Here is a 25,638-nt window from a genome sequence, read left to right as displayed (position 1 = left end):
TCGCCTGCTTGCCGGCGATGACCAGATCCGCGCCTTCGGCCTTGGCGACCTCGGCGATGATCTTGGCGACGGCCAGCGGCTCGATGTCCTGATGAACGTCATCGGCGGCGACGACCAGAATGGCGCGATCAGCGCCCATGGCCAGCGCGGTGCGCAGGGTTTCCTGGGCCTGCTTCACCCCGATCGACACGGCGATAACTTCGGTCGCGGTGCCTTTTTCCTTGAGCCGGATCGCCTCCTCGACCGCGATCTCGTCGAACGGGTTCATCGACATTTTGACGTTGGCCAGATCGACACCCGAACCGTCGGCCTTCACACGGGCCTTCACGTTGTAGTCGATCACGCGTTTGACTGGCACGAGAACCTTCATCGTCCTCTCTCCCTTTTAGTTGCGTCACCTGTTCGGTGGATTTGTTAGCGGGCTGGTCGGGGCAATGACAGGGAAAAAACGACGCCGTAACGTCGCATCGCAACGATCCTGCCCCGATGTCGCTAGCGGCTGGCGCCGGGCACCCAGAGGATGTCGTTGGTGCCGTTTTCATTGGCGATGCGACCCGCCACGAACAGCCAGTCCGACAGGCGGTTGAGGTATTTCAACGCGGCGGGGTTGGCATCCTCGGTCGCGGCAAGGGCCACGGCGGCGCGCTCGGCGCGGCGGGCGACGGTGCGGCACAGGTGCAGATGCGCGGCAAGCGGGCTGCCGCCCGGCAGGATGAAGCTGCGCAAAGGCGTCAGCGCGGCGTTCATCACGTCGATTTCGGTTTCCAGCCGTGCCACCTGCGAATCGATGATGCGCAGCACCGGATAGGGGGCCTGAGCATCCTCATCCATACGCGGGCGCGACAGATCCGCGCCCAGATCGAACAGCTCATTCTGGATGACCGCGATCTGTCCGGCCAGATCGCCTGTCGCATGCAGGCGGGCCAGACCCAGCGTCGCGTTCAGTTCATCCACGGTGCCATAGGCTTCGACGCGAGGGGCGTTCTTGGGCACGCGTTCGCCATTGGACAGGGCGGTGTCGCCCTTGTCGCCGGTGCGGGTGTAGATTCGGTTCAGGACGACCATCAGTGCCCCCTTGCCCAGAGATAGATCAGGAACACGGCAATCGCGACGGCCTGCGCGATGATGCGCCAGCGCATCAGCCGGTTGCCGTGCTTGCGGTTGAATTCGCCGCCCTTGGCAAAGCCGCCGATGCCGGTCGCGAGGATGGCGACAACGGCCAGGCAGCAGATCGCCAGCAGGATGAGCAGGGTTTTGTCTTGCATCTTGGGGGCCTTTCCGGGCGAGCCTAGCTGCGGCGTGCGAACCAGTCCAGTGCGCGCGTCGAAAACAACCTGCGCCCGATCCCCGAGATATAGGTGGGCGTGGTCACATAGTAGCGCGGGCGGGGATTGGCGCTTTCCAGCGCCTGTGCAATCCGCGCGCTGACGGCCGAAGGCGGCAGCTGGAAGCGGTCCTTGCGACCGGCGGCATCGTAAAGGCGCTTGATCAGGGTGTTGCGATACTGATCCGCCCGCGCGCTGGATTGCCAGTCGATCCAGCGTTCGAAATGCGGGATCGAGTTCTGGCGGATCTTGGTGCCGATCGGGCCGGGCTCGATCAGCACGAATTTGACCGGGGTGTCGGACATTTCCACCCGCAGCACGTCGGTCAGCCCCTCCAGCGCGAATTTCGTCGCCACATAGGCGCCGCGCCACGGAATCCCCACCAGCCCAAGGACCGAGCTGATATTGACCACCCGCCCGCCATGCTGACGGAAATGCGGCAACATCCGGCGGGTCAGGTCATGGGTGCCGAACAGGTTTGCCTCGAATATGGAACGCAGCGCGCCGCGGGGCAGATCCTCGGCCGCACCCGGAATGGCGAAGGCCGCGTTGTTCACCAGCGCGTCGATCCGTCCCAGCGCCAGCGCGGCTTCCGCGGCGCGGGCCACGCTGTCGTCGTCGCCCAGTTCAAGGTGGATCGCGTCGAAACCCTCGGCGCGGCGGGCCTCAAGGTCCTCGTCCCGGCGGCAAGTGGCGATGACGCGCCAGCCGCGCCCGCGCATGTGATGCGCCGCATCCAGCCCGATGCCCGAGGAACAGCCGGTGATCAGAACGGTTTTCATACCAAGGCCCCTTGTTGCGCGATGGTTCTGCGCCAAGCGGGGCGTTCGCGCAATACGCGCATTTCCGGCTGGACCGAAGGCGCGGGCGGGAATATTCAGGCTGGCATGTCAGACGATCCGAACGTTCCCGATCCCCGCGAGGATCAGACCAGCACCGAGCCACTTTCGCGCGCCATTGGCGAGCGTTACCTGACCTATGCCCTGTCGACGATCATGCACCGGGCCTTGCCCGATGCCCGCGACGGGCTGAAGCCGGTGCATCGCCGCATCCTTTATGCGATGCGCGAGTTGCGGCTGTCGCCCACCGGGGCCTTCCGGAAGTCCGCCAAGATCACCGGCGACGTGATGGGCAACTATCACCCGCATGGCGACGCGGCGATCTATGACGCGATGGCGCGTCTGGCCCAGCCCTTTGCCATGCGCTACCCGCTGGTCGACGGGCAGGGGAACTTCGGCAATATCGACGGCGATAACCCGGCCGCCGCGCGCTATACCGAGGCGCGGTTGACCGCCGCCTCCGAGGCGTTGATGGAAGGGCTAGCCGAGAATGCGGTCGATTTCCGCCCGAACTATGACGGCACGCTGGAGGAACCGATCGTTCTGCCCGCGGCCTTCCCGAACCTGCTATGCAACGGGGCCAGCGGCATTGCGGTCGGCATGGCCACCAACATCCCGCCGCATAACCTGCACGAGGTCATCGACGCCTGCCTGCATCTGATCAAGGCGCCCGACGCGCGGGATGAAACCCTGATCAACATCATGCCGGGGCCGGATTTCCCGACCGGCGGCGTGCTGGTCGAAAGCCGCGAGACCATCGCCGAGGCTTACCGCACCGGTCGCGGCAGCCTGCGCCTGCGCGCACGTTGGGCGGTCGAGGATCTGGGCCGCGGCAGCTGGCAGATCGTCGTCACCGAGATCCCCTATCAGGTCCAGAAATCCAAGCTGATCGAGCGCCTAGCCGAGGTGATCCAGCTGAAGAAGGTCCCGATCCTTGCCGATGTCCGCGACGAATCGGCCGAGGATGTGCGGATCGTGCTGGAACCCCGCGCCCGGACGGTCGATCCCGAGCAATTGATGTTGGCCCTGTTCCGGGTGTCCGAGCTGGAGATCCGCTTCGGCCTGAACATGAACGTGCTGATCGACGGCCGCCAGCCCAAGGTCTGCTCGCTCAAGGAAGTGCTGCGCGCCTTCCTCGATCACCGGCGCGAGGTGCTGGTGCGCCGGGCGAACCACCGGTTGGACAAGATCGCGGCACGGCTTGAGGTGCTGGAAGGCTATATGATCGCCTTCCTCAACCTTGACCGGGTGATCGAAATCATCCGCTATGAGGACGATCCGAAAGCGGTCTTGATGGCCGAATTCAAGCTGTCCGATGTTCAGGTCGAGGCGATCCTGAACATGCGCCTGCGTGCCTTGCGCCGGCTTGAAGAAATCGAGCTGCGCGCCGAGCATGAAAACCTGACCAAGGAACGCGAAGGTCTGGTTGCCATGCTGTCGGATGAGGGCAGCCAATGGGCCAAGATCGCCGAGCAGCTGCGCGAAACGCGCGGCAAGTTCGGCAAATCCGCCCCCGGCGGCCAGCGCCGCACCGAGATCGGCGAGGCGGGCGAAGTCACCGCGATCGACATGGATTCGATGATCGAGCGCGAACCGATCACCGTCATCCTGTCGAAAATGGGCTGGATTCGGGCGATGAAGGGGCATCAGCCTCTGGATGCCGAGGTCAAGTTCAAGGATGGCGACGGGCCGTTCATGGCGCTGCATGCCGAGACCACCGACAAGCTGATGGTCTATGGCGCGAATGGCCGCTTCTATACCCTGCCCGCGAACAACCTGCCGGGCGGGCGCGGCATGGGCGAGCCGCTGCGCCTGATGATCGACCTGCCCAATGATGCGGCGGTGATCGACATGTTCCCGTGGCGGGACGGTGCGCGCTATCTGATCGCGTCAAAGGCCGGTGACGGGTTCATTGTGACCGCCGCCGATATTCTGGCCCAGACTCGTGCCGGCAAGCAGGTGCTGAACGGCGATGCGTTGCTGTGTCGTCCGGTCAGCGGCGACCATGTCGTGACCGTGGGCGAGAATCGCAAGATGCTGGTCTTTGCGCTGGACGAACTGCCCGAGATGGGCCGCGGCAAAGGCGTGCGTCTGCAGAAGTTCAAGGATGGCGGATTGTCGGATGCGATCTGCATCACGCTGGCCGAGGGGCTGCGCTGGCAGGAATCCGGGGGTCGCACCCGGACCGAGCCGGACCTGACCGAATGGTTGGGCAAACGCGCTAGCGCAGGCTTCATGGCGCCGCGCGGCTTCCCCCGCGACAACAAGTTCAACTGACAAGCAGCTGGGGCCGGGGATCACCCGGCCCCGTTGCGTTTTAGCTGTTCGTCCGCGGCCTCAGGATGATCGTCGTGCCATCTGGCGCGGTGGTCGTTGATGCAGTCGTGTCTGTCTTGGTCTTGCTATAGGGGCAGGCCGACAGGGGCAGGGCGGCCACGGACAGGATCATGGCAGCGGCGGCGATGATTTTCGTCATGTCGTCGACTCCGTGGGTCAAGGGCGCGAATGGAGAATTGGGCCGTCATCCGCGCACGGTTGGCCGGTTCAGCGTCTCACGCCAGGATGATTCGTTCAATTACACTGCCTAGCGATCACGAACCTGTTTGCGCCCGTTCAGCATTGGCCGCACCAGATCCTCGCGCTTCCAGAAGCGGTAGAACAGGATCACCGCGACATGCAGCAGGACAAGGATCAGGATGACGTTCGCGCCGAATTCATGCCAGCCGACGGCCTTGGACCGGGTGCTGCTGCTGACATAGGACGCCAGCGGGCCGACATTGATATAGTCGTCGGGGTCCGAGATCAGCCCGCTGCTGACCTGCGCTGCCAGCACCGCCAGCATGGCGATGACCGAAAGCGCGCCCAAGGGGTTGTGCCCCGGCCAATAGCTGGGCTCGCGCAGCATCAGCCCGCGCAGATAGCCCGCGACCGCCCCCGGCCCGCGCAGGAAATGCGAGAACCGCGCCGGGGCCGGGCCGACAAATCCCCAGACCAGCCGAAACAGCAACAGCCCGATCACGACATAACCGCACCAGAAATGCAGGGTCATCTTGGCCGGGCCGAACTGGCCCAGACACCATGACGCCGTGACGAAAAAGGCCAAGGCCCAGTGGAACCCGCGCAGGAACGGGTCCCACAGCCTGACCTCGCGGACGGGGTCAGGGCTGGGGGCGCCCTTCGGCATCAGCTTTTCTCGCGATAGACGTCATGACAGGCCTTGCAGGCGCCGCCCAGTTTGCCGACCACCGGGCCGACCTTGTCCTGCCCGCCCTTCACGGCCTCGGAGGCGCCGGTCGCAGCTTCGACCAGCCCGCCGAACTTGGTCTTGAAATCGTCCATATTGGTCCAGATCTCGGGCTTGGCCGCGCTGTCCTTGATCTGCCCCGAGGCGGTTCCCTCAACAAAGAGGCTGGGCAGGTCGTAATGGGTCAGCGCCTCGATATTGGCGGCGGCGCGGCTGGCGGTTGCCTCGTCATAGGGGGTCTCGCCCTTGGCCATGCCGGCCAGCGTGCCCATGTTCATCGCAAGCATCTGGTAGAAACCGTGCCGGGCCTCAAGCAATTCGTCCAGCGCCTCATCGGCGTGGGTGGTCATCGGCAGGGTTACGGTAAAGGCAAGGGCAGCGGCGGAAAGAAGGCGCATGTCGTCGTTCCTCTCATGTGGCTCTTGGGCTGCAAGTGTCTGACGCCACGCAAGAGTTGCACAGGCCGGGCATTCTGCCAACGCCCGCGTCATGCCGATTTCGTGAGCAGTCTAGCCCAGCAGATCGGTGGCCGGATTATCGGCGATCTCGATATCGGCGTAATAGCTTTGTGCCTGATTGACGCTGCGATGAAGCGACAGCTGCATGGCCGCGGCCAGAGGTGCGCCGTCCAGCGCCGCCTGCGTCAAAAACCCGGCGCGCAGCCCGTGCGGACTGGCGAAATCCGGCGGATAACCCGCCAGAACCAGACGGCGGCGCAGCATGTCGCGCAGCCCGTCGGCGGAGAGGCGACGGGTCAGCACCCGATCGGCAAGGCTGACCGGGCGAAACAGCGGCCCCGATTCGATGCGCGAGACCACGATCCAGCGCATCACCGCCTTGGCGGCACGGCCTTTTAGCGGCAGGCGCGGGGCGCGGTCCTGCCCGGTGGTCTTGGTGGTCAGCAGCCGGATGCGCAGCAGTCCCTTCTCGGCAAACTCCTCGGTGTCGATATCGTCGCGGTTCAGCGCCACGATTTCCGATCTGCGCCGCCCGCCCGAGGCCCAGCCCAGCATCAGCGCCGCGCGGTCGCGCATGCCGCGATGGCTGTGGTCGCAGGTGGCCAGGATCGCTTCCAGCACGTCGCGGGTGATCGGATGTTCGGATTTGCGCTGGCGCGGCCGCGCCGCCGCCCGCCTTGCCCGCCCCCTTGCCTGCGAGATCAGCGGCGCATCAAAGGGCGAGGGCAGGTTCTTCATCCGGTGAAAGGCCCGCCAGCTGGCAATGCGGCGATCCAGCGTCGAGGGTGCGGGACAGGCCAGACTGCGGCGCAGCCCGGCGGCGATCAGCGCATCTGCGACCTCGCGCGCGGGGGTCTGCACGGTGCCAAGGTCGATCGAGTGATCCAGAATGAAGCGCAGCGCCACGGCCTCGGATTCCGGCCAGTCCAACGCCGCGCCAAAGGCCGCCTGTTTCCAAGCCGCCAGATAGGCCAGATCGCGTTCCCATGCGCGGATGGTATTGGCGGGCGTACCACGGCGGTAAAGCTCGGACAGAGCTTCGGCTTCGGCGGCGGACAGGGCTGGGGGCGCGACGGGCAGGATCATGCCGCCATCCTTTCCGGCTGCGCGGGTGGCGGTCAAGACGGCTTCTCGACCGAAGAAAGGGCTGCAGCACCATGCATCCGTAGGTTGCGCTCCGCTTTTTTCAGCGTCTGGGCGAAATTTTGGCGAAAACTTGGGCAGAACTGCAGTCGGGACGGGCGACGATTGGTTTCCAGTTGAGCGATTCTGCAATGCAGCGCAACCTGAGATGGACGGGGGTCCGCATCCCCGCCAACCCCGAGCCGCACGGGGTCTTCATGGCAGTGCCGCCGTTCCAGTCGCGTCTCTCCTCCCTCCAACGCGTCACCGGAACGGCGGCCTTTTCCCGCTCACCAGTCCAGATCGACCCAGACCAGCCGATGGGCCGAGGCCGTGGTCACGACTGTCGCCATCTCGCCGCTGGCGGGCCAGACCACGCCCGAATCCAGCACGCGCAGATCCTTGGCGGGCAGGACGTAATCGACGCGCAGGTTTCCCGGCGGGCGGTCATCGGGCCAGTCGGCGGTGTCCAGCGCCGGGTCGCCCTTGTGCTTGGCGTTCAACCCCGAACCGGCCGCCACCTTGCCCCCCTCACTGCGGGGCTGGGGGTCGATGACATGGGTCATGATCCGGGCCAGCGACTCGGGGCGGCCCTCGCTGTCGGCGGCGTCGAAATTCAGGTTCCCGGCCAGCACATAGGGCGCTTGCGGCAGGTGGTTCTGCCAGAAGGCCAGTTCATCATGGTTGCGGCGGCCATTGCGATCCTCGGGGCCGTCAAAGACCGGAGGCGTTGCCGACATCGCCAACAGATGCAGATCGCGGCCAGCGACCGATACCGTCGCGTCCCAATGTGCCACCGAGGACAGGCGCTGCTTGGCCGCGACCTCCGGGGTGGCCTCTGGCATCAGGTTGCCGGGCAGGTCGTGCCATAGTCGATCGCTGTAATCCGCGACCGCGCTGATCGGGTGGCGGGACAGGATTGCCATGCCGCCCTGTCCGGTGAAGCGGCCAAAGCCCTGCCGGTCCTGCGCCTCGCCCAGTTTGCCGTCGCCGTCCAGATCCAGCCCGCTGGGCATGCCCGCATTCGGACGGGCGGCGAAGCTGTGGGGGTAATCGATCCCGGCCTTGGCCAGTCTGTCGCGCAGGGCGGCCAGCGCCCGGCCGTCGCCATCCCAGTCAAGGCTGGTCAACAGCAGGATATCCGGATGCGCTTCGGCAATAACGCGGATGGCTGCGTCGATCTGGTCATCCTTGCGGCCCAGATCGCGCAAAAGAAGCCCCGGCCCGTCGCGCGACAGGTCGGGGTCATAGGTCGCGATCCGCAGCGGATCGGCAGATGCGGGCAGGCCAAGGGCGGCAATCAGCACCGCCCCGGCCAAATACCTCAGACCCAAGGGCGGCTCTGGGCCATTTGCGCCTCATAGGCGTCGATCGAGCCGGATTTCTCCATGGTCAGCCCGATATCGTCCAGCCCGTTCAGCAGGCAGTGGCGACGGAACGGGTCCAGTTCAAAGCCGAAGCTCTGCCCGTCCGAGGTGGTGACGGTCAGGTTTTCCAGATCGACGGTCATGCGGGCGTTGGCACCCTTGCGGGCATCCTCCATCAGCACGTCGACGACTTCGGCAGGCATCACGATCGGCAGGATGCCGTTCTTGAAGCAGTTATTGTAGAAAATGTCGGCGAAGCTGGTCGAGATCACGCAGCGGATGCCGTAATCCAGCAGCGCCCAGGGCGCGTGCTCGCGCGACGAACCGCAGCCGAAATTGTCGCCCGCGACGATGATCTGGGATTCGCGCCAGGCCGGCTGGTTCAGCACGAAATCCGCGACTTCGCTGCCATCGGCATTGAAGCGCATCTCGTCGAACAGGTTCTTGCCCAAGCCCGAGCGATGGATGGTTTTCAGGAACTGCTTGGGGATGATCATGTCGGTGTCGATGTTGACCAGCGGCATCGGCGCCGCGATTCCGGTCAACGTGGTGAATTTGTCCATTTACTTCCTCGCAGAATTGACTGGCCGCGTAGGTGGCCGTTAACTTTTTCGGCGACGGATTGTGTATTCCGCCACTGGGATGGTGTGATGATCGAGTATTCTGGTTTCGCCGGCCTGCGCCGTTGCATTGCGGCCGACTGGTCGCCCCGGATCGGAGATCCGAATATCGGGGCGTGGATTACGGTGGTGGCCTATCTGGCCTGCTGCGTTCTTGCGGTGATGGTGCTGCGACGGCGGCCAAGGGGTGCTGCCACCGGACTTTGGGCCGTGATCGCGCCGCTGACCGGGTTTCTGGCCGTGAACAAGCAGCTGGACCTGCAAAGCGCGCTGACCGCCGCAGGACGGTGCATGGCGCATATGCAGGGCTGGTACGATTACCGCTTCTTCGTGCAGATCGCCTTCATCGCAATACTGGTGATGGTCGTGGTGATGGCGTTGATGACGGGCCTGCGCCTGCTGCGCGGTCAGCTGCTGTCGAATGGCCTTGCCCTGCTGGGGCTGGCCATCCTGTGCGGCTTCGTGCTGGTGCGGGCGGTGGGTTTCCATCATGTCGACCGTCTCATCAGCATGGATTTCGCGAACATTCGTTTCAACTTCCTGTTCGAGAATGCCGGGCTGGTGATGATTGCCTTGAATGCCATCTTCCTGCTGAGGCGGGGCGCAGCGCCCCGCCGTACAGGGTTCAGGCCATCTCGGCCATGAACTCACGCACATCGGCCAGATGGCCCTTGATGCCCGCGACGGCGGCCATCACCGGCGACATCAGGTGCGTGCGGCCACCACGGCCCATACGGCCCTCGAAGTTGCGGTTCGAGGTCGCGGCGCAGCGCTCGCCCGGTGCCAGCTGGTCGGGGTTCATGCCCAGACACATCGAGCAACCGGCCAGACGCCATTCGAAGCCGGCATCGGTAAAGATCTTGTCCAGACCTTCTTCCTCGGCCTGCAGACGGACCAGACCCGAGCCGGGAACGACCATGCCGCGCACGCCCGGTGCCAGTTTCTGGCCTTTCAGGATGCCAGCGGCGGCGCGCAGGTCCTCGATCCGGCCATTGGTGCAGGAGCCGATGAAGACCGCGTCGATCTTGATCTCATTCAGCGGGGTGCCGGGCTTCAGGCCCATATAGTCAAGGCTGCGGCGCGCGGCCTCGATCTTGCCACCTTCGAAATCCTCGGCGGCAGGAACCTTGTCGGTGATCGCCAGCACGTCCTCGGGCGAGGTGCCCCAGGTCACGACCGGGGCGATATCCTCACCGCGGATGGTGATGACCTTGTCGAAATGCGCGCCTTCGTCGGTGAAAAGGGTCTTCCACCAGCTGACGGCGGCTTCCCATGCGGCACCTTTCGGCGCATGCGGGCGGCCCTGGCAATAGGCGAAGGTCTTTTCGTCCGGAGCGATCAGGCCAGCGCGCGCGCCACCCTCGATCGCCATGTTGCAGACGGTCATGCGGCCTTCCATCGACAGCTCGCGGATGGCTTCGCCGCAATATTCGATGACATAGCCGGTGCCGCCGGCAGTGCCCGTCTTGCCGATGACGGCCAGCGTGATGTCCTTGGCGGTGACGCCGGGCAGCAGCTTGCCGGTGATTTCGACCTTCATGTTCTTGGAACGCTTCTGGATCAGCGTTTGCGTCGCCAGAACGTGTTCCACTTCCGAGGTGCCGATGCCATGCGCCAGCGCGCCGAAGGCGCCATGGGTGGCGGTGTGGCTGTCGCCGCACACCACGGTCATGCCGGGCAGGGTCCAGCCCTGTTCCGGGCCGACGATATGGACGATGCCCTGACGGACATCCGACATCGGATAGTAGTTCAGCCCGAATTCGCGGGCGTTCTTGTCCAGTTCCGCGACCTGGATGCGGCCCTCGGGGTTCTCGATGCCTTGGACGCGGTCGGCGGTGGTCGGAACGTTATGGTCCGGCACGGCGATGGTCTGGTCGGGGCGGCGCACCTTGCGGCCAGCCATGCGCAGACCCTCGAAGGCCTGGGGCGAGGTGACTTCGTGGACCAGATGGCGGTCGATATACAGCACGCAGGTGCCGTCATCGCTGCGGTCGACCACATGTGCGTCGAAGATTTTGTCATAGAGCGTACGGGGCGCGCCCGCATTGGTGTTGCCGGTCATGGCTGTCTCTTTCCGAAAGAGTAGCTGGGGAATAGCGGAAAAGGGGGCCGCAAGCCGCGGCAGGGCGCTGCAAAAGCGCCGTCCACCGTCAAAGTCGCGCTGTGACGGACAGGCTTTCGCCGTAGAACCGGCCCGGCAGGCGGGCGCGGTCATGGATGTCGAAATAGACGAATCCTCGCATGCGGGAACTAATACGCCGGTTTGTCTTGTCAGGCAATATCAGCGCACGGAGGTGTTAATTCCAAATTGACGACATGCCGCTATCCTCGCCCACAACAAAAAAGGAGGTTGAGGGCATGTTGATTCGCGTGGTGCTGCGCACGATCCCGCTGTTTCTGGTGGCGATTTTCGCGCTTGGCGTGCTGGTTGTGGACGGTCCGGCCGAGCGTGCGCGGGACATGGCGCGGCTGCAGGTGCATCAGCTGGCCTGGGCGCACGGCATGGTCAAATGCCCGGAAGCTTGGGGAAATCTGCCGATTGCGGCCTGTACGCCGGGTAATTCTCCAATAAAACCGCCTTCCGCTCATTGAGCAAGCGCTGATTCATGCTACATTAGAGGGGCCCGGCGCCGGGGGTTGACGGCGCGATGACCGGAGGATGAACCCCTGTCCAATACCGCTTCGCCGGCGTCTACGCCGGCTGCGCCCACCGCGGAGCCTGAGCTGACCAGCGATCAGCTACTGGACCGCATCCTTACCTCGCTTGACGATGACAAAGCCGAAGAGGTCGTGACCATCGACCTGCGCGGTCGTTCCGCTATGGCCGATCACATGGTGATCGCCTCGGGTCGTTCGTCGCGTCAGGTCGCTGCCATCGCCGAAAAGCTGGTGCAGCGTCTGAAAGAACAGACCGGCCGCTCGGCTCGGATCGAAGGCAAGGAAACCGGCGACTGGGTGCTGATCGACACGGATGACGTGATCGTCCATGTTTTCCGCCCGGAAGTGCGCGAATTCTACCAGCTCGAAAAGATGTGGATGCCCGCGGACGCGCTGCGTTCGGCGACGCTTGATCGTCTGCGCGCCGAGCATGCGGCCGAAGAAGCCCGCCGCAACCAGATCTGATACGGAACTGAACGCATGCGGATGGTCATTGCCGCGGTCGGGCGGCTGCGGCAAGGCCCCGAGGCGAAGCTGATTGACGATTACCTTGATCGTCACGCCAAGGCCGGACGTGCTCTGGGCCTGCCGCCCGTCACTATTTCCGAGGTCGAGGACAAGCGCGGCGGCGGCATGGCCGCCGAGGCTCCGTTGCTGGAGCGCGCCATTCCCGACGGCGCCGCGCTGGTCATCATGGATGAGCGCGGCCAGATGCTGAGCTCACCCGAATTCGCGCAAAAGATCGCGGGCTTTCGCGATCAGGCCCGCGACATTGCCTTTGTCATCGGCGGCGCGGATGGGATCGATCCCAGTCTGCGCGCCCGCGCCGATCTGGCGATCAGCTTTGGCCGCATGGTCTGGCCGCATATGCTGGTCCGGGTGATGCTGGCCGAACAGATCTACCGCGCCACCACCATCCTGGCCGGAAGCCCCTATCACCGGGTCTAGGCGGCAACGCCTTTTCCGGATCTGCTTTGAGGCCGCATCGCAGGCCACCGATCACGTCGCCCATTCGGGATCGGTGGTAAAGGCGATGGTCAGCCAGCGATCCGGGCCTTCATCGCCAATGTCGCGGCCAACCTCATCGCGGATCTGGTCCCATTCCTCAAGGCTGCGGGCAGGCGCCCCGCGCGGCACGATGAAGAACAGTTCGATCTGCCGCCCGCGCCCGACGCGCGCGACATAGGCGACATGGCCCAGAAAGCCGTGGCGGGTGACGATGCTGCACGCGACCTCATCGACATGGGTTTTCAGGTCTTGCGGCGTCACCAGCATGATATCGGCCAAGGCCTGACGCACGGTCGGCAAGGGCGCGGGCAGGACCACCAGACAGACCAGCGCCAGCACCGCCGGGTCGATATAGGGCGAGATGCTCTGCCAGGCTGTGCCCTGAATGGCCCAGCCAAAGGCAAAGGCCACGAACAAGGCCCCGGTCATCGCGGCCGAGATCATCCACGCCTTGGCGTCCAGTTCCAGAAAGGCCGATCCGATCCGGCGATTGGCCCTGCGCACGAACAGCGCCATGCCCAAGGCCACACACAGCGTCAGCGCGGCGTAAAGAATGGCGTGGTCGAAGGCCAAGACCCGCCCGCCCGACAGCAGGCTGCTGACCGCGTTGGCCAGCGCATATCCGGCAGCGCCTATCAGCAAAAAGCCACTGAGCCCCAGCACCATCGGCTCAAGGTGCCAGAAGCCCATGGTGAAATGGCGGACCAGACGGGCGCGGGTGCGCTCTCCCATGGACTGAGTGATCAGCCGCGACACCAGCAGGGCAAGGATCGTCATGCTGGCGTCGAGGGCGGAATAGATCCCGTCAAAAATGATCGAGGATGACCCCGTCAGTACCCCGAACACCACCCCGAATGCGGCCAGAGCGAAGGTCACAAGGATCGATAGCCTCAGGATGCCTTGTTCGGTCTGCATGACATCTGCCTTCGCTTGAACGCAAGGCGGGGCGCATCCTCAATGGTCGTTCACCCCGCGCTCAGGCGCAGGGCAAGGGCCAGTTGTCGATGATGGCCACGGCCTCTTCGGCGGTTTCGACAAAGCTGATCAGCCCCAGATCGTCGCGGCTGATGGTCCCGGCCTCGGCCAGAGCGTCCCAGTTGATGATCTTGTGCCAGAATTCTGTGCCGAACAGGATGAAAGGCACGCGCCGCATCCGCCCGGTCTGGATCAGGGTCAGGGCCTCGAACATCTCGTCCAGCGTGCCGAAGCCGCCGGGGAAGATGGTCACGGCCTTGGCGCGCATCAGGAAATGCATCTTCCGGATGGCGAAGTAATGGAAGTTGAAGCACAGGTCGGGCGTCACATATTCGTTCGGAGCCTGCTCATGGGGCAGGACGATCGACAGCCCGATCGAGATGCCGCCCGCCTCATGCGCGCCCAAATTGCCGGCCTCCATCACGCCGGGGCCACCGCCGGTGCAGATGACATCCTCGGCGCCATAGCTTTCCAGACTGCGCTCGGTCATCAGCCGGGCGAATTTGCGCGCCTCGTCGTAATAGCGCGAGAGTTCCGCCAGTTCCGGCGTGCGGGCGCTGTCGCGATGCTCGGGCGCGGGAATGCGGGCCCCACCGAACAGCACGATGGTCGAGCGGATGCCGCGCGCATCCATGATCATCTGCGGCTTGAGCAGCTCCAGCTGCAGGCGAACCGGGCGCAATTCCTCGCGCAGCATGAAGTCGTCATCGGTGAAGGCCAGACGATAGGCGGGCGCACGGGTCTGCGGCGTATCGGGCAGCTGACGCGCGGCAACGGCGTCCTGCTGGCTGTCACGGATCGGGTGGTGGCGCTCGTCTTCTTCGATCATCGAAACCTCTGAGGCGCGGCAGGCGCGGATTGCGCGGCCGCTCCCCCCCGGTCTATAGCCCTTGCAAGACAGTTTCCACCCGAGTTCCAGCAAGAGAGACACACCATGTCGAACGCACAGCTTGAAGCCGCCATTGAGGCCGCATGGGATATCCGCGACCAGATCACCCCCGCGACGACCGGCGAGGCCCGCGACGCCGTCGAGGCGACGCTTGAGGCGCTGGATCAGGGCACGCTGCGCGTCGCCGAAAAGCGCGGTGCCGACTGGCATGTGAACCAATGGGCGAAAAAGGCCGTGCTGCTGGGCTTCCGCCTGAAGGACATGGAGATCCATACCGGCGGCCCGCAAGGCGGAGGCTGGTGGGACAAGGTCGACAGCAAATTCGCCGGTTGGGGCGAAAACCGCTGGCGCGAGGCGGGCTTCCGCGCCGTCCCGAACGCGGTGGTGCGCAAGTCGGCCTATATCGCCAAGGGCGTGGTGCTGATGCCGTCCTTTGTGAACCTCGGCGCCTATGTCGACGAGGGCACGATGGTCGACACCTGGGCCACCGTCGGTTCCTGCGCCCAGATCGGCAAGAACGTCCACCTGTCCGGCGGCGTCGGCATCGGCGGCGTGCTGGAACCGATGCAGGCCGGCCCGACCATCATCGAGGACAATTGCTTCATCGGTGCGCGTTCCGAGGTGGTCGAGGGCTGTATTGTCCGCGAAGGCTCGGTGCTGGGCATGGGCGTTTATATCGGCAAATCGACCAAGATCGTCGACCGCGAAACCGGCGAAATCATGTATGGCGAGGTTCCTGCGGGGTCGGTCGTCGTCTCGGGCTCGCTGCCGTCGAAGAACGGCGTGAACCTGTATTGCGCTGTGATCGTGAAGCGCGTGGACGCGCAAACCCGATCGAAAACCTCGATCAACGAGCTGCTGCGCGACTGACATATCTGCGTGAACCTTGACGGGGGTGTCGGCGTTAACCGCTCAGACACCCCTTCAAAAGGAGAAGCGCATGGAAGGCTTGGGCTGGATCGCCGCCATCATCGTGGGCGGTATTGCGGGCTGGATCGCCAGCAACATCATGAAGGCGGATACCGGCGTATTCCTGAACGTCGTTCTTGGCATCGTCGGCGCGGTCGTGGGCAATGCCATCCTTGGCGTCCTCGGCATGAACGCACAGCACGGCAGCTGGATCGCACAGGGCTTTGTCGGCCTGATCGGTGCGGTGATCCTGATCTGGCTTTACCGAGCGGTCGCCAGGTAGCTTTCCGGGGGCGGTTTCCGCCCCCTTTTTCATGCCGTGAACTCGGCCATCTTCGCGCCGGTGATGCGGATCAGCTCATCGGGCGCGATCGAGAACAGGTGTCGCGGTGTTCCCGCTGCGGCCCAGACCTCGGGGAATTGGGTCAGGCGCGGGTCGATATAGGCGTCGATGCGTTGCAGATGCCCGACAGGGGCGACGCCGCCGATGGCAAAGCCGGTCTCAAGGCGGATCTGCGCGGCATCGGCCTTGCCCAGGGGCTGGCCCGCGACCTGAGCCGCCTTTTCCGCATCGACCCGGTTGCCGCCCGCCGTCAGGAACAGCACGACATGGCCCGAACTTTCGCCGCGAAAGATGATCGACTTGGCGATCTGGTCGACCTCGCAGCCGACGACTTCGGCGGCCCCCGCGGCGGTGCGGGCGCGGTCATCCGTTTCGCGGATCTGGGTGGTGGCCCCGGCGGCATCCAGCGCGGCGCGCACACGTGCTAGGCTCTTGCTCATTGTCACTCCCATGTGTTTCGGGGATATGAGCGCAAATCGCATCAAGGGGAAAGTCATGGCGCAGCAGGTCTATACGCTTCTGGTTCAGGTCGGCAGGGCCGATGAGGACGGATTGCCCGAGGATGCCACCGGCGCGGCGCTGGTCTGCTACGCCTCGGGCGTCGATGAGGCCGAGGCCGTGCGCGAAACCGTCGCTATCCTGAAACAGGCCGGGCTGTCGCCGATCGAAGTGACCGGGCATGGTTCGCTGGACGAGCGGCTGGCCGAGGGTCACGACATCCCCGAGGAAGAGCGCGAGTTGATGGACCGCGCGCTTGAAGAAAACGCCGTTATCGTCGCCCAGATGGAGCCGCTTTTCGGCGACGAGGACGACGAGGACGACGCCTGATCCAAGGTCCGACGCGGGCCTATCCAGCCGTGCCATGCTGGGTTAGACTGGTTTCAACCAGAACAAGAGCACGGAACGGGACAGGCACAATGACAGGACGGAACCTCCGATTTGCGACTGCGACCTTGCTGGTCTGCGCGCTGGCCAGTTGCGGTGTATCGAACCGCACACCCGGCGCGGGCGGCAATTACAGCGGGCTGCCCACGGCGGGCGGGCATGGCTCGGAAGCGGGGTTCCAGAACTGGGTGGTCAGTTTCCGCCCGCGCGCCATCGGGGCGGGTGTGTCGCCGCAGGTCTTTGACAGCGCGATGGCCGGGACGCATTACCAGCCCAGCATCGTTGCACTGGACGGCAAGCAAAGCGAGTTCTCCAAGCCGATCTGGGAATATCTGGACGGCGCGGTCGGCGGCAGCCGGACCTCGACCGGTCGGCAGATGGCCGCGACCTATGGCAGCACGCTGTCCGCGATCGAGCGCCGCTACGGCGTCCCGCGCGAAATCGTGCTGGCCGTCTGGGGGATGGAATCGAATTACGGCGCGAACCGCGGCAATACCCAGACCGTCCCCGCGCTGGCGACGCTGGCCTATGACGGGCGGCGCGGCGAGTTCTTTGCCGGTGAGCTGGTCAGCGCGCTTCGCATCATTCAGGCGGGCGACGTGGACAACAGCCACCTGGTCGGCAGCTGGGCGGGGGCGATGGGGCATACGCAGTTCATGCCATCCTCGTTCCTGTCGCATGCGGTCGATTTCAACGGCGACGGGCGGCGCGATATCTGGTCGAACGATCCGACGGATTCGCTGGCCTCGACCGCCTCTTACCTGCGCGAGAACGGCTGGCGCCCCGGCCAGCCCTGGGGGACCGAGGTCATCCTGCCGCAGGGCTTCGACTATAATCAGGTCGGCAAGTCGGTGGTGAAATCGGGCGGCCAGTGGCAGGCAATGGGTGTGCGCGCGGCAAATGGCGGCGCGGTGCCTTCGGGTGCGATCCTTGCTCCGGCGGGGGCGCGTGGGCCGGCCTTCCTGATTACCGACAACTTCCGCGCCATCCTGAAATACAACGCCTCGGACAGCTATGCGCTGGGGGTGGCCTATCTGGGCGAGTCGATCGCCGGGCGATCGGGTATCCGCGGCAGCTGGCCGCGCGGCGACCGCACGCTGTCCAACACCGAAAAGGCCGAAATCCAGCGCCTGCTGATGGCCAAGGGCTTCGATACCGGCGGGGTCGACGGCAAGCTGGGCAGCAAATCGGTCGATGCGGTCAAGGCCTATCAGCGCTCGCGCGGGATGGTGCCGGATGGCTATGCCGACGCCCAGCTGCTGGGCATGCTGCGCGGCTGACCCATTCTGACGGACGACGGGGCGGCCCTGGGCCGCCCTTTGCTTTTCGCGAATGCCGCCGGATTAGGCCCGTTGATCGAAACACGGGCAGATAATCCGGCCGGCTGAAACGCGCTGTCCGGCCATTGCCCTTCAACTTGGCAAAAATCCCGACTCGCTGCCCTCATCGTTTTCAGCCGTCACGCGGCATAATCAAACGAGAGGGAAAACAGGGATGAAGATTTACAGCACCGCCTTGGCCGCCGCCCTTATGTCGGTTGGCCTGGCGGGCGCCTCGTGGGCGCAGGAAGACACCATCAAGATCGGCGTGCTGCATTCGCTCTCGGGCACCATGGCGATTTCGGAAACCACGCTGAAAGACACCGTCCTGATGATGGTGGACCAACAGAACGCCAAGGGCGGCCTGCTGGGCAAGAAAATCGAGGCGGTCGTGGTCGACCCGGCCTCGGACTGGCCGCTGTTTGCCGAAAAGGCGCGCGAGCTGATCTCGGTCAACGGGGTCGATGCGATCTTTGGTTGCTGGACCAGTGTCAGCCGCAAATCTGTGTTGCCGGTCATCGAGGAGCTGAACGGGCTTCTGTTCTATCCGGTCCAGTATGAGGGCGAGGAATCCTCGAAGAACGTGATCTATACCGGCGCCGCCCCGAACCAGCAGGCGATCCCCGCCGTCGATTACATGGCCGAGGAACTGGGCGTCGAGAAATGGGCGCTGCTTGGGACCGACTATGTCTATCCGCGCACCACGAACAACATCCTTGACGCCTATCTGAAGGGCAAGGGCGTCGCGGCGGGCGACATCTTCGTCAACTACACCCCCTTCGGTCATTCCGACTGGTCCAAGATCGTGGCCGACGTGGTCGCGCTGGGTGCCGACGGCAAGAAGGTCGGCGTCGTGTCGACCATCAACGGCGACGCGAATATCGGCTTCTACAAGGAACTGGCGGCGGCGGGCGTCTCGGCCGATGACATCCCGGTCATGGCCTTCTCGGTCGGGGAAGAGGAACTGGCCGGTCTGGATACCACCAACCTTGTCGGCCATCTGGCGGCCTGGAACTATTTCGAATCCGCCGACAGTCCCGACAACAAGACCTTCATCAAGGAATGGAAGAAGTTCACCAAGAACGACAAGCGCGTGACCAATGACCCGATGGAAGCCACGGTCATCGGTTTCAACGCCTGGGTGAAGGCGGTCGAAAAGGCGGGCACCACCGATACCGATCCGGTTCTGGATGCGCTTGTCGGGGTCGAGGTTCCGAACCTGACCGGCGGTACCGCCAAGGTCCTGCCGAACCACCACCTGACCAAGCCGGTGCTGATCGGCGAGATCCGCGCCGACGGTCAGTTCGACATCGTCAGCCAGACCGATGAGGTCGCGGGCGATGCATGGACCGATTTCTTGCCGGAAAGCGCCAAGCTCGACTCGGATTGGCCGGGCAAGAAATGCGGCATGTGGAACACCGAGACCAACAGCTGCGTCCAGGAAAAGTCGAACTACTGATCCCATGCTGACCGGGGTGGCGTGATACGCCGCCCCTATGCCCGCTTCCGAGGACTCCATGCGCCTTTTCCTGCTTGCTCTGGCCTTCGTCGCGTTGGCCCTGCCCTTTGCCGCACAGGCGCAGTCGCCCGATCTGGGTGCGGTCATTGCCCAGCATCGCGACCAGATCGAGAAGCCCTCGCGGCAGTCGGTCGGGCCGGTGATCGAGGCTATTGCCGCGTCCGGTCCGCTGGGTGCGGCCCTGCTGCAGGCATGGGGTGATCGCCTGTTGGCCACCCGCAAAAGCGACGGGCTGCTGGTCATTACCGCCCCCGACGGGGACGGCCTGATCCTGACCGATGCCGCGACAGGCGCGGGTCTGGGTGCGGCTGCCGAAGGCGATGTGACCCTGCTGCGCCCGAATTCGGGCGTGCGCGGGGTAATCTCGGCGGCCTTGGCGGGGAATGCGCTGTCCGACCCCGATCCGAAACGCCGGATCGAGGCGCTGGATTCACTCTCGCGCCGGGCCGATGCCAGTCAATTGGCCCTGCTGCGTCAGGCGCTGGACGATCCCGATCCGGCACTGACCGCCCGCAAGGCGCGGCTGGAGCGCTTGTTGACCATCCAATACGATCCCGATCCCGCAGCGCGCATCACGGCCATCGAAAGCTTTGGCGGCGATAGCGGGCTGGATTTTCGCGCCAGCCTGAACCCGATCCTGACCACCCGCCGCGTGGCGCTGGAGCAGGTTCCGGCGGATGCGAATATTGCGCGGAAGCTGTCGCTTGGTAGCGATCTGAGCCGGGACGAGGCCTATGCCATGCTGGTCGCGGACGGAACTGCACCCGCCCGCCTGACCTCTGATGCGATGCGGGCCACGCTTGCCCAGCATATTGCGGATGGCATGGTCGGCGGCGTGTCCCTTGCGCAACTGGGTGATCAGGCGGCCCGCGACCGTGCCTATACCGCGCTGGAGACCCAAGGCATCGTGCAGCCCGCCGCCAGCGAGGCCGAGGTCGACGCAGCCCTGTCCCGTTACAACTTCCTTGATCTTTATGCCGAGCCTGACGCCGACGTGACCACCGCCGCCCGCGCCGCACTGCGCGGCACCGAGACGCGGATCGGGCTGATGCAGGCTGCCGATCTGTCGCTGGACGCGCTGTCCTTGGCCTCGATCTATTTTCTGGCCGCCATCGGGCTTGCCGTCACCTTCGGGGTGATGGGCGTCATCAACATGGCGCATGGCGAGTTCATCATGATGGGCGCCTATACCGGCTATGTCGTCCAGCAGTTCATCACCGACAAGACCGTCTCGCTGATCGTGGCGCTGCCCTTGGCGTTCGCCGTGACCTTCGCGGCGGGCGTCGCGCTGGAGCGGCTGGTGATCCGCCACCTGTACAAGCGCCCGCTGGAAACCCTGCTGGCGACCTTTGGCGTGTCCATCGCGCTGCAGCAATTGGCCAAGAACATCTTTGGCACGCAGGCCCGCCCGCTGACTTCGCCCGCATGGCTGGATGGGGCGCTGACCTTCAACGATGTGGTGTCGATCAGCTATATCCGCATCGCGATCTTCGTCCTCGCGCTGGTGTTTCTGGGGCTGTACCTGTTCATCATGAACCGCACCCGGCTGGGGCTTGAGGTCCGCGCCGTGACCCAGAACCCCGGCATGGCGGCCAGCATGGGCATCAGCCCCGACCGCATCAATATGCTGACCTTTGGCCTTGGCTCGGGCATCGCGGGGATCGCGGGCGTGGCCATCGGGCTGTTCGCGAAAGTGACCTCGGAGCTTGGCAGCGACTACATCGTGCAAAGCTTCATGACGGTCGTCGTCGGCGGCGTCGGCAATATCTGGGGCACGCTGGCGGGGGCGGCGCTGATCGGCTTCCTGCAAAAGGGGATCGAGTGGTTCAACCCGGCCAACACGCTGGCTGCGCAGACCTACATGATCCTGTTCATCATCATCTTCATCCAGTTCCGGCCGCGCGGCATCATCGCCGCCAAGGGCCGGGCGGCGGGGGCCTGACATGCGCAAACCACTTGTCCTGCGGCATCCCTCAATTCTGGTCTTCCTTGGCGTACTGGCGGTGTTCACCGTCGCGGTCACCATCCTGTCCACGGGCTATGGCACCGGCGCGATCTCGACCAGCATGGTCAAGACGCTGGGCAAGACCCTGTGTCTGGCGCTGGCTGCCGTGGCGATGGATCTGGTCTGGGGCTATGCGGGCATCCTGAGCCTTGGGCAAATGGCGTTCTTTGCCCTTGGCGGCTACATGATCGGCATGTGGCTGATGGTCGCCCGCACCGAGGGCATCGTCACCGGGACGCTGGCGAACCTGCCCATTCCGCCCACGGACACGGAAATATCCGCCGCCGTCGCCACGCAGATCTTTGGCGTGGTGGGCTCGGATCAGTTTCCACTGATCTGGGTCTTTTCCGGTTCGCTTTGGGGGCAGCTGCTGATGGTCGTGCTGGTGCCGGGGCTGCTGGCGCTGGTCTTTGGCTGGCTGGCCTTCCGTTCGCGGGTGAACGGGGTTTACCTGTCGATCCTGACGCAGGCGATGACTTTGGCCTTGGCGCTGTACCTGTTTCAGAACGATTCTGGGCTGCGCGGGAATAACGGGCTGTCGGGCTTGCAGAACATCCCCGGCCTTGACGCGGTGGGGCAGGAGAAACTGTCGATCTGGTTCCTTTGGGCCTCTGCTGTGGCGCTGGGGCTGGGTTATCTGCTGATCGCATGGGTCGCCTCGGGCAAGTTCGGCAGCGTCACCCGCGCCATCCGCGATGATGAGGCCCGCGTGCGTTTCCTTGGCTATTCCGTCGAAGGCTACAAGCTGGTGGTCTTTGTGCTGGCCGCTGTCGTCACAGCCATCGCGGGCGCGCTTTATTACCCGCAAGCCGGGATCATCAACCCGGCCGAGCTTGCGCCCATCGCTTCGATCTATCTGGCGGTCTGGGTCGCCATCGGCGGGCGCGGGCGGCTTTACGGGGCAGCCATCGGGGCGGTGTTCGTGTCGATGCTGTCCAGCTGGTTCACCGGTGGCCGCGCGCCGGACGTCAATCTGGGCTTCTACACAATCAAATGGGTGGACTGGTGGCAGGTGCTGCTGGGCCTGTCCTTTGTCCTTGTCACGCTGTTCGCGCCCAAGGGGATTTCCGGGCTTGTCGACTGGTTCGAGGGGCTGCGCCCGCCGCGTCGTCGCGGTGCCGCCCTTGGTCCCGATATGGGATCGCTGCGCGAGAAGGAGGCCGTGGAATGACCGCGCTACTTGAGGTCCGGGGCATTTCCGTCAGCTTCGACGGATTCCGCGCCATCAATAACCTGTCCTTCGAGATCGGCGAGTGCGAGTTGCGCGCCATTATCGGCCCGAATGGCGCGGGCAAGACCACTTTCATGGATATCGTCACGGGCAAGACGCGCCCGAATGAGGGGCAGGTCCTGTGGGGGGAGGGCTCAAAAAGCCTGCTGCGCATGAACGAATCCCAGATCGCGCAAGCTGGGATCGGGCGCAAGTTCCAGCGTCCCACCGTCTTCGAGGACCAGACCGTGGCCGAAAACCTGACCATGGCGCTGAGCGCACCGCGTGGGCCGTTCAGCGTGCTGCGCTGGCGTCCGTCGGCGGACAGCGCGGCGCGGGTCGCAGAACTGGCCGCCGAGGTCGGGCTGGCCGAGCACCTGTCGCGCAAGTCGGGCGAACTCAGCCACGGCCAGAAGCAATGGCTGGAGATCGGGATGCTGCTGGCGCAGGACCCACGCCTGCTGCTGGTCGATGAGCCTGCCGCCGGGATGACCTTGGCCGAGCGCGAACAGACCACGACGCTGCTGCGGCGGCTGTCGGAAAAGCACGCGGTTGTCGTGGTCGAACATGATATGGATTTCGTCCGCCGCCTCGATTGCAAGGTGACGGTCCTGCACGAAGGCTCGGTTCTGGCCGAGGGCAGTCTGGACCATGTGACGGCCAATCCGGAAGTGATCGAAGTTTATCTGGGGCGTGGATGAATGCTTGAGGCACGCGATATCACCCTGCATTACGGCGGCAGCCAGATCCTGCACGGCGTCGACCTGATCGCCGAGCCGGGGCAGGTGACCTGCGTCATGGGCAATAACGGCGTCGGCAAGACCAGTCTTCTGAAGGTCCTGTCCGGCAGTCATCCCCGCTCGGGTGGCATTTTGCGCCTGAATGGCGAGGAGCTGGGCCGGGTCAATGCGCAGGCCATGGCGTTGCGCGGTGTCGGCTATGTGCCGCAGGGACGGATGATCTTTCCACTGCTGACCGTGCGCGAGAATCTGGAAACCGGCCTTTCAGTCCTGCCGCGCGGCGAGCGGCGGATTCCTGACGACATCTTCGAACATTTCCCGGTTCTGGCTGAGATGAGTCACCGCCGCGGCGGCGACTTGTCGGGCGGACAGCAGCAACAGCTGGCGATTGCCCGCGCCCTGATCATGCGGCCACGGGTGCTGCTGCTGGATGAGCCGACCGAGGGCATTCAGCCCAATATCATCCAGCAGATTGGCCGCGTCATCAAAGGCCTGCGTGATCGGGGCGATATGGCGATCGTGCTGGTCGAGCAGTTCTTTGATTTCGCTTATGATCTTGGTGACCGCTTCCTGATGCTGGAGCGCGGCAGGCCAGTGATCTCGGGCCTGCGCGCCGAGGTTCCGCGCGAGGCGCTGAAGGCGCGGCTTGCCGGTTTGGGTGCCGCCGCCTGACATGCTATCCTGCCGCAAAGCAGGAGGAGAGCGATGACCGGAACCGAGAACGACCTTGTGCTGCGCCGCGTGCTGGACGCACCCCGCGCGGCGATCTGGCGCTGCTGGACCGAGCCGGATTTGCTGAAGCAATGGTTCTGCCCCAGGCCGTGGACCGTCTCTGACGTGCGGATGGAGTTGTGGCCGGGTGGCGAGTTCATGACGGTGATGAACGGGCCGAATGGTGAGCGATTTGAAAATACGGGCGTATTTCTTGAGGTGCTTGCGGGCGAGCGTCTGATTTTTACCGATGCGTTTGAACCGGGCTGGCGTCCGGTGGGCAAGCCCTTCATGGCGGCCTGCGTCACCCTCTCGGATATCGACGGGGGCGGGACGCAATATGACGCTCGCGCCATGCATTGGACCGCCGAGGCCAAGGCCGAGCATGAGGCCATGGGATTCCATACCGGCTGGGGGATCGCGGCGGATCAGCTTGAGGTGTTGGCGCGGACGCTATAGGTCCGCGCGCCCGCCGATCGGGTGGTTGATTTTGTTTGGAAACGGGCTGTGACAGTGGACACAGCCCTTATACTGGGCGTCGTCCGTCAGTGGCCGCTGCCCAGCTTCATCGCGATGATGCCGCTGATGATCAGGATGGCGGCGATGATGCGCAGCGGCGTCACCGCCTCGCCCAGAAAGGCGATGCCAAGCACGAATGCCCCGACCGCACCAATGCCGGTCCAGATCGTATAGGCCGTGCCCAGCGGCAGGCTGCGCATCGCGATCGCCAGCAGCGCGAAGCTGCCAATCATCGCGACGATCGTGACGATGCTGGGGGTAAGGATGGTGAAGCCCGCGGATTTCTTCATCGCATAGGCCCAGACGACCTCAAGGATGCCAGCGACGAGAAGATAAAACCAAGCCATGCCTGATCTCCTGTAGATCGGGTCGTCCCGCTTGATTCCCGTGATGGTGAGGTCGTCCTCGGCTGGGAATATGGGACGGGTTCGCGGGCAGGGCAAGGGGGTGCGGCAAATCCGGGATCCGATGAACGGCAGACTTCGCTGCCTTGTCGGGTTATCATCCGGGCCGTGGTTCCTGAGCGGAGGTCGCCATGGGCGAGCGAGATTTGAGCGATGGCGCAATCTATCTGCCGCCCGGCGAGGGAAGGGCCTATGCTCTGGGCTCGATGACGGCGGTGTTCAAGGCCGATGAGGAAGAGACGGGCGCGCGCTACAGCATTTCGGAATGGTGGCTAGAGCCGTACAGCACCGGTCCGGGTGCCCATGCCCATGACGCCAATGACGAGATCTTTTATGTGATCGAGGGCACCGCGACCCTGCTGGTCGGCGCGCAATGGCTGGAGGCACCAAAGGGCACATTTCTGCGTATCCCTGCCGGTACGGTGCATGACTTTGAAAACCGTAGTGCGGCGCGGGCCGGTTTGCTGAACCTGTTCATCCCCGGCGGGTTTGAGCGCAACATGCCAGCCGTTGTCGACTGGTTCAGGAATAATCCGGGCTAGGCGGTTGCAAAGGTCGATCCTTTTCAA

At 64.5% G+C, this 25,638-nt stretch carries 30 protein-coding genes and 1 pseudogene; 16 read left to right on the top strand and 15 right to left on the bottom strand.

Annotated elements, in window-relative coordinates; all coding sequences use genetic code 11:
* From IB235_RS05095 to IB235_RS05080, 4 genes and pseudogenes are all read right to left on the bottom strand, one after another.
* A pseudogene (locus IB235_RS05095) lies at nt 1–370 on the bottom strand (electron transfer flavoprotein subunit beta/FixA family protein); the annotation flags it as partial.
* A gap of 122 nt (nt 371–492) precedes the next feature.
* Nucleotides 493–1,065: a cob(I)yrinic acid a,c-diamide adenosyltransferase gene (locus IB235_RS05090; RefSeq protein ID WP_192335883.1), complete on the bottom strand. Its 573-nt coding sequence runs from the start codon at nt 1,063–1,065 to the stop codon at nt 493–495.
* A complete protein-coding gene (locus IB235_RS05085; RefSeq protein WP_155038495.1) occupies nt 1,065–1,265 on the bottom strand; it encodes a twin transmembrane helix small protein in 201 nt (66 codons plus the stop codon). Before IB235_RS05085 ends, IB235_RS05090 begins: the two co-directional genes overlap by 1 nt.
* Nucleotides 1,266–1,288: 23 nt before the next feature.
* Nucleotides 1,289–2,107: an SDR family NAD(P)-dependent oxidoreductase gene (locus IB235_RS05080; protein ID WP_192335882.1), complete on the bottom strand. Its 819-nt coding sequence runs from the start codon at nt 2,105–2,107 to the stop codon at nt 1,289–1,291.
* Nucleotides 2,108–2,212: 105 nt separating this feature from the next.
* On the opposite strand from IB235_RS05080, the gene parC reads away from it, so the two are divergent.
* Nucleotides 2,213–4,441 (top strand): DNA topoisomerase IV subunit A, encoded by a 2,229-nt coding sequence (gene parC / locus IB235_RS05075; RefSeq protein WP_155038578.1) that lies wholly within the window; start codon nt 2,213–2,215, stop codon nt 4,439–4,441.
* A gap of 40 nt (nt 4,442–4,481) precedes the next feature.
* Here the strand turns inward: parC and IB235_RS05070 are convergent, their stop codons facing one another.
* From IB235_RS05070 to leuD, 6 genes are all read right to left on the bottom strand, one after another.
* The gene (locus IB235_RS05070; protein WP_155038493.1) at nt 4,482–4,640 is read right to left on the bottom strand and encodes a hypothetical protein; all 159 of its coding nucleotides are present in this window, start codon (nt 4,638–4,640) and stop codon (nt 4,482–4,484) included.
* 108 nt (nt 4,641–4,748) lie between these two features.
* The gene (locus tag IB235_RS05065) at nt 4,749–5,348 is read right to left on the bottom strand and encodes a cytochrome b/b6 domain-containing protein (protein ID WP_192335881.1); all 600 of its coding nucleotides are present in this window, start codon (nt 5,346–5,348) and stop codon (nt 4,749–4,751) included.
* The gene (locus IB235_RS05060; RefSeq protein ID WP_192335880.1) at nt 5,348–5,806 is read right to left on the bottom strand and encodes a cytochrome c; all 459 of its coding nucleotides are present in this window, start codon (nt 5,804–5,806) and stop codon (nt 5,348–5,350) included. Before IB235_RS05060 ends, IB235_RS05065 begins: the two co-directional genes overlap by 1 nt.
* A gap of 111 nt (nt 5,807–5,917) precedes the next feature.
* Nucleotides 5,918–6,988, bottom strand: coding sequence for a tyrosine-type recombinase/integrase (locus IB235_RS05055; protein WP_225612042.1), 1,071 nt, complete (start codon nt 6,986–6,988; stop codon nt 5,918–5,920).
* Nucleotides 6,989–7,278: 290 nt separating this feature from the next.
* The gene (locus tag IB235_RS05050; protein WP_192335879.1) at nt 7,279–8,322 is read right to left on the bottom strand and encodes an endonuclease/exonuclease/phosphatase family protein; all 1,044 of its coding nucleotides are present in this window, start codon (nt 8,320–8,322) and stop codon (nt 7,279–7,281) included.
* Complete coding sequence (gene leuD / locus IB235_RS05045; RefSeq protein WP_155038488.1) at nt 8,313–8,918, bottom strand: 3-isopropylmalate dehydratase small subunit; 606 nt, start codon at nt 8,916–8,918, stop codon at nt 8,313–8,315. Before leuD ends, IB235_RS05050 begins: the two co-directional genes overlap by 10 nt.
* Nucleotides 8,919–9,005: 87 nt before the next feature.
* Between leuD and IB235_RS05040 the strand changes: the two genes are divergently transcribed.
* Entirely contained in the window at nt 9,006–9,620 is a 615-nt protein-coding gene (locus tag IB235_RS05040) for a hypothetical protein (RefSeq protein ID WP_225612041.1), read from the top strand.
* On the opposite strand, the gene leuC is transcribed toward IB235_RS05040, so the two are convergent.
* Complete coding sequence (gene leuC, locus IB235_RS05035; protein WP_155038486.1) at nt 9,601–11,037, bottom strand: 3-isopropylmalate dehydratase large subunit; 1,437 nt, start codon at nt 11,035–11,037, stop codon at nt 9,601–9,603. The two genes, IB235_RS05040 and leuC, sit on opposite strands and share 20 nt — an antisense overlap.
* Before the next feature lie 296 nt (nt 11,038–11,333).
* Between leuC and IB235_RS05030 the strand changes: the two genes are divergently transcribed.
* The 3 genes from IB235_RS05030 to rlmH all read left to right on the top strand — a co-directional run bounded on the left by IB235_RS05030 (nt 11,334) and on the right by rlmH (nt 12,581).
* On the top strand, nt 11,334–11,567 hold the full coding sequence (locus tag IB235_RS05030) for a hypothetical protein (protein WP_192335877.1): 234 nt from the start codon (nt 11,334–11,336) through the stop codon (nt 11,565–11,567).
* A 75-nt stretch (nt 11,568–11,642) separates the two neighbouring features.
* Nucleotides 11,643–12,098 carry a ribosome silencing factor gene (gene rsfS, locus IB235_RS05025; RefSeq protein ID WP_225612074.1) on the top strand — a complete coding sequence of 152 codons (456 nt, stop codon included), beginning with the start codon at nt 11,643–11,645 and terminating at the stop codon, nt 12,096–12,098.
* Between the two features lie 15 nt (nt 12,099–12,113).
* Nucleotides 12,114–12,581, top strand: a complete 468-nt coding sequence (gene rlmH, locus IB235_RS05020) for a 23S rRNA (pseudouridine(1915)-N(3))-methyltransferase RlmH (RefSeq protein WP_155038483.1) — start codon at nt 12,114–12,116, stop codon at nt 12,579–12,581.
* Nucleotides 12,582–12,632: 51 nt separating this feature from the next.
* Here the strand turns inward: rlmH and IB235_RS05015 are convergent, their stop codons facing one another.
* On the bottom strand, nt 12,633–13,556 hold the full coding sequence (locus tag IB235_RS05015; protein WP_192335876.1) for a cation diffusion facilitator family transporter: 924 nt from the start codon (nt 13,554–13,556) through the stop codon (nt 12,633–12,635).
* A 61-nt stretch (nt 13,557–13,617) separates the two neighbouring features.
* A complete protein-coding gene (locus IB235_RS05010) occupies nt 13,618–14,445 on the bottom strand; it encodes an LOG family protein (RefSeq protein WP_192335875.1) in 828 nt (275 codons plus the stop codon).
* A gap of 105 nt (nt 14,446–14,550) precedes the next feature.
* On the opposite strand from IB235_RS05010, the gene dapD reads away from it, so the two are divergent.
* The gene (gene dapD, locus IB235_RS05005) at nt 14,551–15,375 is read left to right on the top strand and encodes a 2,3,4,5-tetrahydropyridine-2,6-dicarboxylate N-succinyltransferase (RefSeq protein WP_192335874.1); all 825 of its coding nucleotides are present in this window, start codon (nt 14,551–14,553) and stop codon (nt 15,373–15,375) included.
* Between the two features lie 70 nt (nt 15,376–15,445).
* Nucleotides 15,446–15,697, top strand: coding sequence for a GlsB/YeaQ/YmgE family stress response membrane protein (locus IB235_RS05000; RefSeq protein WP_155038479.1), 252 nt, complete (start codon nt 15,446–15,448; stop codon nt 15,695–15,697).
* Between the two features lie 29 nt (nt 15,698–15,726).
* Here the strand turns inward: IB235_RS05000 and IB235_RS04995 are convergent, their stop codons facing one another.
* Nucleotides 15,727–16,197 carry a YbaK/EbsC family protein gene (locus tag IB235_RS04995; protein ID WP_155038478.1) on the bottom strand — a complete coding sequence of 157 codons (471 nt, stop codon included), beginning with the start codon at nt 16,195–16,197 and terminating at the stop codon, nt 15,727–15,729.
* Nucleotides 16,198–16,252: 55 nt separating this feature from the next.
* Here IB235_RS04995 and IB235_RS04990 point away from each other — a divergent pair, with 55 nt between their 5' ends.
* From IB235_RS04990 to IB235_RS04955, 8 genes are all read left to right on the top strand, one after another.
* Nucleotides 16,253–16,585 (top strand): hypothetical protein, encoded by a 333-nt coding sequence (locus IB235_RS04990; protein ID WP_192335873.1) that lies wholly within the window; start codon nt 16,253–16,255, stop codon nt 16,583–16,585.
* A gap of 89 nt (nt 16,586–16,674) precedes the next feature.
* Nucleotides 16,675–17,922, top strand: coding sequence for a lytic murein transglycosylase (locus tag IB235_RS04985; RefSeq protein ID WP_192335872.1), 1,248 nt, complete (start codon nt 16,675–16,677; stop codon nt 17,920–17,922).
* A gap of 250 nt (nt 17,923–18,172) precedes the next feature.
* Nucleotides 18,173–19,420, top strand: coding sequence for an urea ABC transporter substrate-binding protein (gene urtA / locus IB235_RS04980; RefSeq protein ID WP_370576833.1), 1,248 nt, complete (start codon nt 18,173–18,175; stop codon nt 19,418–19,420).
* Between the two features lie 58 nt (nt 19,421–19,478).
* Nucleotides 19,479–21,422: an urea ABC transporter permease subunit UrtB gene (gene urtB, locus IB235_RS04975; RefSeq protein ID WP_192335870.1), complete on the top strand. Its 1,944-nt coding sequence runs from the start codon at nt 19,479–19,481 to the stop codon at nt 21,420–21,422.
* A 1-nt stretch (nt 21,423) separates the two neighbouring features.
* Nucleotides 21,424–22,656 carry an urea ABC transporter permease subunit UrtC gene (urtC, locus tag IB235_RS04970; RefSeq protein WP_192335869.1) on the top strand — a complete coding sequence of 411 codons (1,233 nt, stop codon included), beginning with the start codon at nt 21,424–21,426 and terminating at the stop codon, nt 22,654–22,656.
* A complete protein-coding gene (gene urtD, locus IB235_RS04965) occupies nt 22,653–23,396 on the top strand; it encodes an urea ABC transporter ATP-binding protein UrtD (protein WP_155038472.1) in 744 nt (247 codons plus the stop codon). The genes urtC and urtD overlap by 4 nt, the downstream gene beginning before the upstream one ends.
* Nucleotides 23,397–24,107, top strand: a complete 711-nt coding sequence (urtE, locus tag IB235_RS04960; RefSeq protein ID WP_155038471.1) for an urea ABC transporter ATP-binding subunit UrtE — start codon at nt 23,397–23,399, stop codon at nt 24,105–24,107.
* Between the two features lie 33 nt (nt 24,108–24,140).
* Nucleotides 24,141–24,605, top strand: coding sequence for an SRPBCC family protein (locus tag IB235_RS04955; RefSeq protein ID WP_192335868.1), 465 nt, complete (start codon nt 24,141–24,143; stop codon nt 24,603–24,605).
* An 86-nt stretch (nt 24,606–24,691) separates the two neighbouring features.
* Here the strand turns inward: IB235_RS04955 and IB235_RS04950 are convergent, their stop codons facing one another.
* A complete protein-coding gene (locus IB235_RS04950) occupies nt 24,692–25,012 on the bottom strand; it encodes a multidrug efflux SMR transporter (protein ID WP_155038469.1) in 321 nt (106 codons plus the stop codon).
* Nucleotides 25,013–25,200: 188 nt separating this feature from the next.
* On the opposite strand from IB235_RS04950, the gene IB235_RS04945 reads away from it, so the two are divergent.
* Entirely contained in the window at nt 25,201–25,611 is a 411-nt protein-coding gene (locus IB235_RS04945) for a cupin domain-containing protein (RefSeq protein WP_192335867.1), read from the top strand.
* Nucleotides 25,612–25,638 lie beyond the last annotated feature (27 nt).

Origin of the sequence: Paracoccus sp. PAR01 (assembly GCF_014851995.1) — a bacterium.
GTDB classification, from domain to species: domain Bacteria; phylum Pseudomonadota; class Alphaproteobacteria; order Rhodobacterales; family Rhodobacteraceae; genus Paracoccus; species Paracoccus litorisediminis.
Note: the sequence above shows the minus strand (reverse complement) of the source record. Positions and strands in the feature narration are given on the sequence as shown.

Excerpts from the sequence above, each read along its gene's own strand:
- IB235_RS04990 (WP_192335873.1), top strand. The coding sequence starts at position 16,253 with ATGGCGCAGCAGGTCTATACGCTTCTGGTTCAGGTCGGCAGGGCCGAT.
- leuC (WP_155038486.1), bottom strand. The coding sequence starts at position 11,037 with ATGACCGGCAACACCAATGCGGGCGCGCCCCGTACGCTCTATGACAAA.
- IB235_RS05015 (WP_192335876.1), bottom strand. The coding sequence starts at position 13,556 with ATGCAGACCGAACAAGGCATCCTGAGGCTATCGATCCTTGTGACCTTC.
- IB235_RS05085 (WP_155038495.1), bottom strand. The coding sequence starts at position 1,265 with ATGCAAGACAAAACCCTGCTCATCCTGCTGGCGATCTGCTGCCTGGCC.
- leuD (WP_155038488.1), bottom strand. The coding sequence starts at position 8,918 with ATGGACAAATTCACCACGTTGACCGGAATCGCGGCGCCGATGCCGCTG.
- IB235_RS05070 (WP_155038493.1), bottom strand. The coding sequence starts at position 4,640 with ATGACGAAAATCATCGCCGCCGCTGCCATGATCCTGTCCGTGGCCGCC.
- IB235_RS04950 (WP_155038469.1), bottom strand. The coding sequence starts at position 25,012 with ATGGCTTGGTTTTATCTTCTCGTCGCTGGCATCCTTGAGGTCGTCTGG.
- IB235_RS05030 (WP_192335877.1), top strand. The coding sequence starts at position 11,334 with ATGTTGATTCGCGTGGTGCTGCGCACGATCCCGCTGTTTCTGGTGGCG.
- IB235_RS05000 (WP_155038479.1), top strand. The coding sequence starts at position 15,446 with ATGGAAGGCTTGGGCTGGATCGCCGCCATCATCGTGGGCGGTATTGCG.
- IB235_RS04995 (WP_155038478.1), bottom strand. The coding sequence starts at position 16,197 with ATGAGCAAGAGCCTAGCACGTGTGCGCGCCGCGCTGGATGCCGCCGGG.
- dapD (WP_192335874.1), top strand. The coding sequence starts at position 14,551 with ATGTCGAACGCACAGCTTGAAGCCGCCATTGAGGCCGCATGGGATATC.
- IB235_RS04955 (WP_192335868.1), top strand. The coding sequence starts at position 24,141 with ATGACCGGAACCGAGAACGACCTTGTGCTGCGCCGCGTGCTGGACGCA.
- IB235_RS05065 (WP_192335881.1), bottom strand. The coding sequence starts at position 5,348 with ATGCCGAAGGGCGCCCCCAGCCCTGACCCCGTCCGCGAGGTCAGGCTG.
- IB235_RS05080 (WP_192335882.1), bottom strand. The coding sequence starts at position 2,107 with ATGAAAACCGTTCTGATCACCGGCTGTTCCTCGGGCATCGGGCTGGAT.
- urtB (WP_192335870.1), top strand. The coding sequence starts at position 19,479 with ATGCGCCTTTTCCTGCTTGCTCTGGCCTTCGTCGCGTTGGCCCTGCCC.
- IB235_RS05010 (WP_192335875.1), bottom strand. The coding sequence starts at position 14,445 with ATGATCGAAGAAGACGAGCGCCACCACCCGATCCGTGACAGCCAGCAG.
- urtD (WP_155038472.1), top strand. The coding sequence starts at position 22,653 with ATGACCGCGCTACTTGAGGTCCGGGGCATTTCCGTCAGCTTCGACGGA.
- rlmH (WP_155038483.1), top strand. The coding sequence starts at position 12,114 with ATGCGGATGGTCATTGCCGCGGTCGGGCGGCTGCGGCAAGGCCCCGAG.
- IB235_RS05090 (WP_192335883.1), bottom strand. The coding sequence starts at position 1,065 with ATGGTCGTCCTGAACCGAATCTACACCCGCACCGGCGACAAGGGCGAC.
- IB235_RS05040 (WP_225612041.1), top strand. The coding sequence starts at position 9,006 with ATGATCGAGTATTCTGGTTTCGCCGGCCTGCGCCGTTGCATTGCGGCC.
- IB235_RS04985 (WP_192335872.1), top strand. The coding sequence starts at position 16,675 with ATGACAGGACGGAACCTCCGATTTGCGACTGCGACCTTGCTGGTCTGC.
- urtE (WP_155038471.1), top strand. The coding sequence starts at position 23,397 with ATGCTTGAGGCACGCGATATCACCCTGCATTACGGCGGCAGCCAGATC.
- parC (WP_155038578.1), top strand. The coding sequence starts at position 2,213 with ATGTCAGACGATCCGAACGTTCCCGATCCCCGCGAGGATCAGACCAGC.
- IB235_RS04945 (WP_192335867.1), top strand. The coding sequence starts at position 25,201 with ATGGGCGAGCGAGATTTGAGCGATGGCGCAATCTATCTGCCGCCCGGC.
- IB235_RS05060 (WP_192335880.1), bottom strand. The coding sequence starts at position 5,806 with ATGCGCCTTCTTTCCGCCGCTGCCCTTGCCTTTACCGTAACCCTGCCG.
- urtC (WP_192335869.1), top strand. The coding sequence starts at position 21,424 with ATGCGCAAACCACTTGTCCTGCGGCATCCCTCAATTCTGGTCTTCCTT.
- urtA (WP_370576833.1), top strand. The coding sequence starts at position 18,173 with ATGTCGGTTGGCCTGGCGGGCGCCTCGTGGGCGCAGGAAGACACCATC.